Source organism: Odoribacter sp. N15.MGS-14 (genome assembly GCF_000980245.1).
In the GTDB taxonomy this organism is placed as follows: domain Bacteria; phylum Bacteroidota; class Bacteroidia; order Bacteroidales; family Marinifilaceae; genus Odoribacter; species Odoribacter splanchnicus.
This window is the reverse complement of the sequence record NZ_LARE01000102.1, coordinates 1-7,521: the sequence shown is the minus strand read 5'-3', so window position 1 is coordinate 7,521 and position 7,521 is coordinate 1. Positions and strand designations below refer to the sequence as shown.

11 protein-coding genes are annotated in these 7,521 nt (G+C 44.2%); 9 read left to right on the top strand and 2 right to left on the bottom strand.

The window, feature by feature from the left end:
- The 8 genes from WS34_RS13830 to WS34_RS13795 all read left to right on the top strand — a co-directional run.
- A partial coding sequence (locus WS34_RS13830) for a glycine betaine ABC transporter substrate-binding protein (protein ID WP_046405532.1) occupies nucleotides 1-388 on the top strand: 388 nt, incomplete at its 5' end.
- A gap of 1 nt (nucleotide 389) precedes the next feature.
- Nucleotides 390-1,115, top strand: coding sequence for an ATP-binding cassette domain-containing protein (locus WS34_RS13825; protein WP_046405530.1), 726 nt, complete (start codon nucleotides 390-392; stop codon nucleotides 1,113-1,115).
- A gap of 72 nt (nucleotides 1,116-1,187) precedes the next feature.
- The gene (locus WS34_RS13820; protein ID WP_046405303.1) at nucleotides 1,188-1,901 is read left to right on the top strand and encodes an MBL fold metallo-hydrolase; all 714 of its coding nucleotides are present in this window, start codon (nucleotides 1,188-1,190) and stop codon (nucleotides 1,899-1,901) included.
- A 14-nt stretch (nucleotides 1,902-1,915) separates the two neighbouring features.
- Nucleotides 1,916-2,290 (top strand): VOC family protein, encoded by a 375-nt coding sequence (locus WS34_RS13815; protein ID WP_046405298.1) that lies wholly within the window; start codon nucleotides 1,916-1,918, stop codon nucleotides 2,288-2,290.
- Between the two features lie 482 nt (nucleotides 2,291-2,772).
- Nucleotides 2,773-3,414 carry an amino acid kinase family protein gene (locus WS34_RS13810; protein ID WP_286693804.1) on the top strand — a complete coding sequence of 214 codons (642 nt, stop codon included), beginning with the start codon at nucleotides 2,773-2,775 and terminating at the stop codon, nucleotides 3,412-3,414.
- Between the two features lie 109 nt (nucleotides 3,415-3,523).
- Entirely contained in the window at nucleotides 3,524-4,489 is a 966-nt protein-coding gene (locus WS34_RS13805; RefSeq protein ID WP_046405525.1) for a hypothetical protein, read from the top strand.
- Nucleotides 4,490-4,505: 16 nt separating this feature from the next.
- Complete coding sequence (locus WS34_RS13800) at nucleotides 4,506-5,153, top strand: porin family protein (protein WP_013613099.1); 648 nt, start codon at nucleotides 4,506-4,508, stop codon at nucleotides 5,151-5,153.
- Between the two features lie 68 nt (nucleotides 5,154-5,221).
- A complete protein-coding gene (locus tag WS34_RS13795; protein WP_046405524.1) occupies nucleotides 5,222-5,662 on the top strand; it encodes a DoxX family protein in 441 nt (146 codons plus the stop codon).
- Here WS34_RS13795 and WS34_RS15775 read toward each other — a convergent pair.
- Nucleotides 5,637-5,795: a hypothetical protein gene (locus tag WS34_RS15775; RefSeq protein ID WP_013613097.1), complete on the bottom strand. Its 159-nt coding sequence runs from the start codon at nucleotides 5,793-5,795 to the stop codon at nucleotides 5,637-5,639. The genes WS34_RS13795 and WS34_RS15775 overlap by 26 nt on opposite strands.
- 232 nt (nucleotides 5,796-6,027) lie before the next feature.
- Between WS34_RS15775 and WS34_RS15920 the strand changes: the two genes are divergently transcribed.
- The gene (locus WS34_RS15920; RefSeq protein ID WP_013613096.1) at nucleotides 6,028-6,141 is read left to right on the top strand and encodes a hypothetical protein; all 114 of its coding nucleotides are present in this window, start codon (nucleotides 6,028-6,030) and stop codon (nucleotides 6,139-6,141) included.
- An 84-nt stretch (nucleotides 6,142-6,225) separates the two neighbouring features.
- On the opposite strand, the gene WS34_RS13790 is transcribed toward WS34_RS15920, so the two are convergent.
- Nucleotides 6,226-7,362: a FimB/Mfa2 family fimbrial subunit gene (locus WS34_RS13790; RefSeq protein ID WP_046405522.1), complete on the bottom strand. Its 1,137-nt coding sequence runs from the start codon at nucleotides 7,360-7,362 to the stop codon at nucleotides 6,226-6,228.
- Nucleotides 7,363-7,521: the final 159 nt, after the last annotated feature.

Below are 7,521 nucleotides of genomic sequence, written 5' to 3'. Positions count from 1 at the left end.
AATTCACGAAGGCTACGAAGCCCTCTGTCAGTATTACGACCTGAAATTCAAAAAGACCCGCGATATGGATATCGGATTAAAATACGAAGCCATTAAATCGGGGAAAGTCGACGTAATGAATATCTTTACCACAGACGGGCAACTGAATGGAGCCAACCTCACTGTATTGAAAGACGATAAAAACTTTTTTCCTTCCTACTATTGTACCACCGTCATCCGTGAAGAGACTTTAAAGGCACATCCCGAATTAGAACAAACGCTGGAAAAAATGAAAGGAATATTGACAAACGCCGAAATGGCCGAACTGAACTACGAGGTCGATATTGCCGGCCGACCGGAACAAACCGTCGCTGCCGATTTTCTGAAAAAGAAAGGATTATTGAGATAGCATGAATGATATCATACGTTTCGAACAAGTGACGAAAGCTTACGGGGATCAGGTGATTCTGAAAGCATTCGATCTGAAGATCCGCAAAGGTGAATTTCTGACTGTCATCGGTAGCTCCGGAAGCGGAAAGACTACGATGCTCAAGCTTATCAACGGATTATCGGCCCCGACTCAGGGCAAAATATATATCGACGGGAAAGACATATCGCAAGAGAACCAAACTCTTCTACGCCGCAATATCGGCTATGTCATCCAGGGAATCGGACTGTTTCCTCACATGACTGTCCGGAAAAATATCGCTTATGTACCGAGCCTGCTTAACCAGCACGACAAAGAACGTACCCGCAAAGCTGTAGAACGACTCATCGGAGTCGTCGGTCTGGAACAGGAAATGCTCGACCGTTATCCCTCGGAACTCTCCGGAGGACAACGCCAGCGAGTAGGAATTGCACGCGCCCTGGCCGCCAATCCTGACATCCTGCTCATGGACGAACCGTTCGGAGCCGTCGACGAAATCACCCGAAAAATGTTGCAGGCCGAAATTACCCGTATTCACCGCGAACTGGGAGTGACCATCGTTTTTATCACACACGATATCCGGGAAGCACTGACACTCGGAACCCGTATCATAGTTATGAAAGATGGGCACATCGAACAAGACGGAACACCGGAAGAAATCTGTAAACACCCCGAAACCGAATTCGTAAAACAACTGATCATGGATTGAGATGAGCTTACTTTTTTTATAAAGAACAAAATTTATTCATCCAAATAAATATATATTTGCTACATGAAACCGATGCGACTTATTTATATCTACCACAGTGGCTTTATTATTGAAAGCAAAGAATTTGCCATTTTGATCGATTATTATCGGGATACCCCGGAGTTTTATGTACACCGGCACTTTTTGAAACGCCCCGGAAGGCTGTATATTCTGTCTTCCCATGCCCACCCGGACCATTTCAACCCGGAAATACTCTCCTGGAAACCGGAAAGACCGGACATCCGGTATATCCTGTCCGAAGATATCCGCGACAGCCAAAAGGCGTGTTTTCACGATGCCATTTTCCTAAAAAAAGGAGAAGAATGGAACGATGATCTATTAAAAATCAAAGCCTTCGGTTCTACCGACATCGGCATTTCTTTTCTGCTCGATGTCGCAGATAAGCGCATTTTTCATGCCGGCGACCTGAACAACTGGCATTGGGAGGAGGAATCCACCCCAGAAGAAATCAGAGAAGCCGCAAACTTTTATCATCAGGAACTGGAAACTCTGGCCCGGGAAACCGACTATGTCGATTTAGCCCTTTTTCCTGTCGATCCGCGTTTAGGCAAGGATTACACCCGGGGAGGCCGGGAATTTGTCGACCGGATCCGTACCCTGCAATTCGCTCCTATGCACTTTTGGGAAAAATACGAAAAAGCGAATGCTTTCCGGGAGTATGTCGAAAAGCGTGGCGGAAGATTTCTGGCGATCGGAAAACCAGGAGAAGAAAAAACGATAAACTAATTTAATTTTACACAATGGAAATAAAAGGAAGATTCGATCATTTCAATTTCAATGTACTGGATTTAGAAAAAAGTATCCGGTTTTATGAAAAAGCTTTGGGATTGAAAGAAGTACGGAGGAAAACCGCCTCCGACGGTTCTTTTATCCTCGTCTATATGGGAGACGGGGAAACGTCTTTCACCCTCGAATTGACCTGGCTGCGCGATCGGAAAGAACCTTACGATCTGGGAGAAGGAGAGTATCACCTTTGCCTGCGTGTCCCGGGAGATTATGATAAAGTGAGAGCATTCCACAAAGAAATGGGATGTGTATGCTACGAAAATACCGACATGGGCCTCTATTTTATCTGCGATCCCGATGGATATTGGATCGAAATATTACCTCTATAGGTACATCGAAACAGAACACACTTCACCCGGATTTCCGAAAATTCGATGAAATCCGGATACTAATTATGCATAGGCTCCCGACGATTACAACGTCATTTTCCACTTTTTCGTGTTTAAATTCAGAAGGAAAAATATACTTGTTGTTAAATTTCAACGTGTGACGTCAAAAAAATTGCCGGATATTTGTTATTCGAAAATATTTCCTTTAGTTTTGTTTTTGTTATGAAGATCGAAAGGCAACATATTATTCTGAATTGCCGGACTGTTTGTCAGCCGGAGGATTGGATTTTGTCTGTTTCGTTCTCTGCTGTTTCTATTATTACTACCACTACAACAACAACTATTACCCCTATGGGGGTTTAAGTTGTCATATCACCAATCTGTATATCCGTATATTATTCCGGCCGAGGCTGCCGGAGGTTGGCTTTTCAGGATTCTAATCTAAAGTTTATCGTTTAAAAATTTCAAAAGGTATGTTAGTCATGAAATTCAAGGGTGCTGTCCTTCAGAATCAGGAAACCCTGGCAGAAATTAAAAATAGAATAAAAGAGCAGAATTGTTGTAGTATTGTAGTGGTATCGGCTTTAAAGGGCGTGATGCCCCGTTTGCGGCAGTTGTATGGGTTGAGTTTGCGGAGAGGAGCAGGATTTGAAAATGAGTTCAATGAATTAAAACAGGTTCATGAACAATTGGCTTATGAGCTTTTAGCCGGACGGAAGCTCGAAGAGTATAAAGTTGAATTGCAGAAGGAATTGGACGATTTGTACGGTATTCTGCATCATGTCGGAGTATTGCGTGAATCTTCTCATTGTATGAAGGATTATATCCTGGCTAAGGGAGATATTCTGGCTTCTCTGTTGTTCAGCAAATTGTTCGATCAGGCGGAATGGCACGATTCACGTAATTTTATGCTGACGGATGGGAATTTCGGTGCTCCGGAAGTGTTGTGGGAAGAGAGTTGCCGGGCTGCCCGGCAGGAATTCAGGGGGCTTCGGGGAATGGCCGTTGTTCCGGGGTATTGCGGGAAGACCGAAGCAGGTTACACCATCTCTATGGGAAGAGTAGGGCTGTCACTTACAACTGCAGTCCTGGAGGCTGCTTTTCAACAAGTGAAAGTGGCCTGATGCCCTATAGACGGCAGAAAAGCATTTTAAAACAATTTGTCCGGAACTCCATGAATTGAAGAAAATCCTTCTAACTTTGTGATATTTAACAGAACACAAAATCGGTTGTATGAAAAGTTATTCGTGGATTCTAATTCTGGTATTGTTCCTGAGCGGATTCTCTTCCTGTCATTCAGACGCGGAAAGATATAAAGATATTTTGCGGGAAGGTTCCTGGTATGTTTACGATATCGATTATTCTTATAAGCTGTATGATGATTTCGAGACGCCGGAATTATTCGATTTTTTCCATTATTTGCTGGATGAGAGAAACCTGTTATTTTTGCCGGGAGATGAGCTGATGTTTTCCAAAAGAAGGATCGATGTCAATTGTCCGGACGGCGATCGGTTCGGTTACGATTATTACTACAGTGGTGATTATATCCGGATCGGCCGGGACGGTGATTATATGGATTTGTTTCCTCAGGGGGATATGAATGCTCTGACATTGACTCTCGATCGGATAGGGTTGGAGAATTTATTGTCGTACTGGGCGCCAGTAGATGAATATTATGCTTATTTGCTGGAGGCTGCTTACCGTAATCTGTATGATTTTCACATCACTTATCATTTGCAGCGTCCTATCCCGGAGATGGCACAGGTGATACCGGGGATATATATCGGACCGATGTACGACGGGAATCAGCAACTGATGAATGAATCCGCTACGGTCAATCTGTTTTGGGAGAAAGGACAGATGAATATGACCCTGGACGATAAAGTGATCCTGGAAGACGAGAATGGTCCGGGACCTCAGTTTTATGTCGATATAGCCGGGCTACAGGTCGATAAAGGACGTACGCCGGGAAGTTATGTGTTTACCGGAGAGCAATCGTTTACCGATCGCCAATACGGACCGGTGGAAGTCCGGATCAGGGAAGGGCGTTATAATGCTGCGGGGACAGTGGCTGTGTGGCTGGAGATTGTCTGGAATGAAAATGTATATGAGCTGGATTTCCAGAAAGGAGTACGGCAATGGGATTTCCAGAGTTTGAAAGTCAAATCGTCGGAAAAAACGATCATTCTGAAAAAATAATGGTTTCGGCTTTGATATGAAAGGAATTGTTTTTTGTCTTTTGGGTTTACTGATCGGGGTGGAAAGTTCCGGGCAGTTGGTCAGGCGTAAGGATTATGATCTGGCGGTGGCCCTGCAGGCCGGTGGCGGAACGTCGGTGGGAATTCCTTTCCGCGATGTCCGGATGTTTGTTGTGCCGGTCGGTGGATTGAAGATGACTATTCCTTTTACCCGGAAATGGTTTTTGGGTACGGAAGTCAATTATGCAGACCATCGGTTCGATAGCCGGTATGCCCCAGGGGAAAATACAGACCGGAAGCAGAAGGTACGGTTTCGGCTAAAGGAACTACAACTTCCGGTATATCTTAAATATATGCTGAACTGTAACCGGGCATCTTTGCTTTTCGGTGGATATGCCGGTTATTATTTTCAAAATAAATCCGGGGTATCGGGACCGGATCCGGCTGTCGCTTTAGACGATGAAACGGAGAAATGGAATGCCGGCCTGACTTTCGGCTATGAATACCGGATCGTGAAACATCTGAATGTGATGTGCCGGGTGAGTGCCGGCCTGAATGATCTGATGCATTCCAGGGGAATTTCGGGTAAGAATGTATTTCCTTTACAAGCCTGTATAACCGTTAGTTATGATATTTTCCGGGTAGGAGATTGTGGATGTGATTAAAGGGGTAAAGAATAAATGACGAACTTTAGGAAACCTTTTTCCGTAGAAAGATAAAAAAAGTTTGTTTTATGAAAGAGTTGTTATTGAAATTAGTAGCTTCTGACCGGAAACATCTGGACGGAGCTTTACTTTTCCTGCGTTTGTTTATAGGAGGAATGACGTTGAGTCATGGGTGGGCGAAATTAGCGTCCTTTTCGACTTTAAGCGCTACTTTTCCTGATCCTTTAGGCGTGGGTAGCACCTTATCGCTCCTATTGATTCTATTTGCAGAGGTGGGATGTTCGTGTTTGCTGATCTTCGGGTTAATGACCCGGTTGGCTGCTCTCCCCTTGATGTTCGGAATGCTGATGGCTTTTTTCGTTATTCATGGTGCCGATCCTTTTGCAGTGAGAGAGTTGCCTTTACTTTATCTGGGCGTGTATGTATTTTTGCTGTGGGGCGGAGCCGGCAGCTATTCCCTGGACGAATGGATCCGGCGAAGGATTATTCGCCGGGAGATTGCTCGATAAGTGCCGGAACATCGGTAGTCCCGAGTTCTTCGTCTTCGACGATAAGCGTACGGGCAAAAAGCCAGTAAAGCAATAATACACAGATGACAATGACTCCGATAGTCAGCCAGATGTTATTTTTTCTTTTTTTCATGTCTTTGATTTTTTTATTTGAACGATGAAAGCTTATACTTGGTTGCTGGAAAATGACAAATCTTCATGAAAAAAAGGCAGGATTTGTGTCAAAGGCCGATGTAAACATTTTTTTTTGTTTCTGGCATAAGATTTGCTTAAGCGGAGAATGAGCAGTCCAGCTATTTTTAATAACCGTTGACTACTCCTATTTATGATCAATTTATTTAACCATTTAAAATGAGAATAGAGCCATGGGAGCAGCTGGAAACAAAAAACCGAAAGGCATGAAGAAAAAACATGAAGCCAGTTATATGGCAGAGGAAACAAATCAGGAAATCATGCCTAAAAAAGGGAAGAAAAAATAGAGAGAGGATTGAAAGAATCCGTTAACCGGATTTAAAAAGTTACCGGCAGTTCAAAAAAGATTTTTGAACTGCCGGTGTATTTTGTTATCGGAATTGAAGGTTAGTACTGTCGAAAGTGACCTGTTCATCTTCTCCTTGTTGCCAATCGTTCGCTTGTCCGCCGGGAGTGATGAAATCTTCTTTGGTACCGATTTCAATATCCTCTTCATTTCCTGTCGTCCAGTCTTCGGGAGTCAGGTCGGGATCGATATCGGTTTCCTGCTTTGTGATATCGTCCGGCGTGACGTTTTCTTTCTTGCCTTCTTCGTTCTTCACCTCCACTTCACTGACAGAAATATTGATTTTTCCGGTTTCTGCAGGATCCGATTCGACGGATAGGTTGAGTGACACCTCGGTGTTGGGCTGGGTCGTAGCAGGCACTTCCAGCAATTGGGCAGCCAATACCTGTCCGGTTTCGTCCCGGGCAATAATATTGCATTGAATTTTCTTTTCAATTTCTCCTGTTGTATTCACGATGGTGACATTCAGGAAAATACTGTATTGCTTTCCGGTTTCGGCCGCTTTGGTGATGGCTCCGGCTTTCATCGTAACGAAGACAGTGCCTGGTTCGGTCCATTTATCGTCACCGAATCCGAACATCGTACCGACTCCGGGTACGAGGACCCCGGCATCGGAAATCTGACCGGAATAATCGGTTAGCTGCACTTTCGTGGCAGATAGAGTCCGTTTTACGCTTAAGCCGACCGTCAGGTCTTTGTCGTCGACCGTCAGAGTACTTTTAGCGAACATCACATCTCCCAAAGGAGTGTAATGGGTGGCTCCTTCTGCTTTTGTCAATTGTACAGACATGCCGGAAAGTGGCGTACCGATTATTTCGGAGGAAATATTCCCGTCTTCCGGAACATTCCCGACCAGCACAACGGTATAATTTCCTTTTTCCAATTCGATGGCTTTGAGAGCATCTGCGGAAGTGTATTTATTTACGGATACCAATTTCTGGTCTTTGTCGTACAAATAGAGGCGCAAATGAGTTAATGCAGTTTTCAGGTCATTGTCCTGAACACCGTTTATATCACTTTTCAGTGCAAAGGACACTTTGGCTTTGGTTGCTCCGGGTTCAGGTCCGGGTTCCGGATCGTCTGCGCTACCGCCTGATCCGCCGCAACTCTGCAATCCGAATGCCAGTGATAAAATCAGAAATAAATAGAATATCTTTTTCACTTTGATTCAGTTTAATGTTAACATTTATTCATTTAACCGGCATAAGGAACCGTTATCAATTGTCCGTTCTCATCGTATACCGGATTTTCTGCCAGATAATTTTTCAATGTTTTAGCTGCTTCGATAATCTCTTCTGTCGTATTGAATTCAGTTCGACCC

What these genes read in the sequence shown, in the direction of transcription:
- WS34_RS13815 (WP_046405298.1), top strand. Translation starts at nt 1,916, where the DNA reads ATGGAAATAAAAGGAAGATTCGATCATTTCAATTTCAATGTACTGGAT.
- WS34_RS13810 (WP_286693804.1), top strand. Translation starts at nt 2,773, where the DNA reads ATGAAATTCAAGGGTGCTGTCCTTCAGAATCAGGAAACCCTGGCAGAA.
- WS34_RS13820 (WP_046405303.1), top strand. Translation starts at nt 1,188, where the DNA reads ATGCGACTTATTTATATCTACCACAGTGGCTTTATTATTGAAAGCAAA.
- WS34_RS15920 (WP_013613096.1), top strand. Translation starts at nt 6,028, where the DNA reads ATGGGAGCAGCTGGAAACAAAAAACCGAAAGGCATGAAGAAAAAACAT.
- WS34_RS13825 (WP_046405530.1), top strand. Translation starts at nt 390, where the DNA reads ATGAATGATATCATACGTTTCGAACAAGTGACGAAAGCTTACGGGGAT.
- WS34_RS13800 (WP_013613099.1), top strand. Translation starts at nt 4,506, where the DNA reads ATGAAAGGAATTGTTTTTTGTCTTTTGGGTTTACTGATCGGGGTGGAA.
- WS34_RS13795 (WP_046405524.1), top strand. Translation starts at nt 5,222, where the DNA reads ATGAAAGAGTTGTTATTGAAATTAGTAGCTTCTGACCGGAAACATCTG.
- WS34_RS13805 (WP_046405525.1), top strand. Translation starts at nt 3,524, where the DNA reads ATGAAAAGTTATTCGTGGATTCTAATTCTGGTATTGTTCCTGAGCGGA.
- WS34_RS15775 (WP_013613097.1), bottom strand. Translation starts at nt 5,795, where the DNA reads ATGAAAAAAAGAAAAAATAACATCTGGCTGACTATCGGAGTCATTGTC.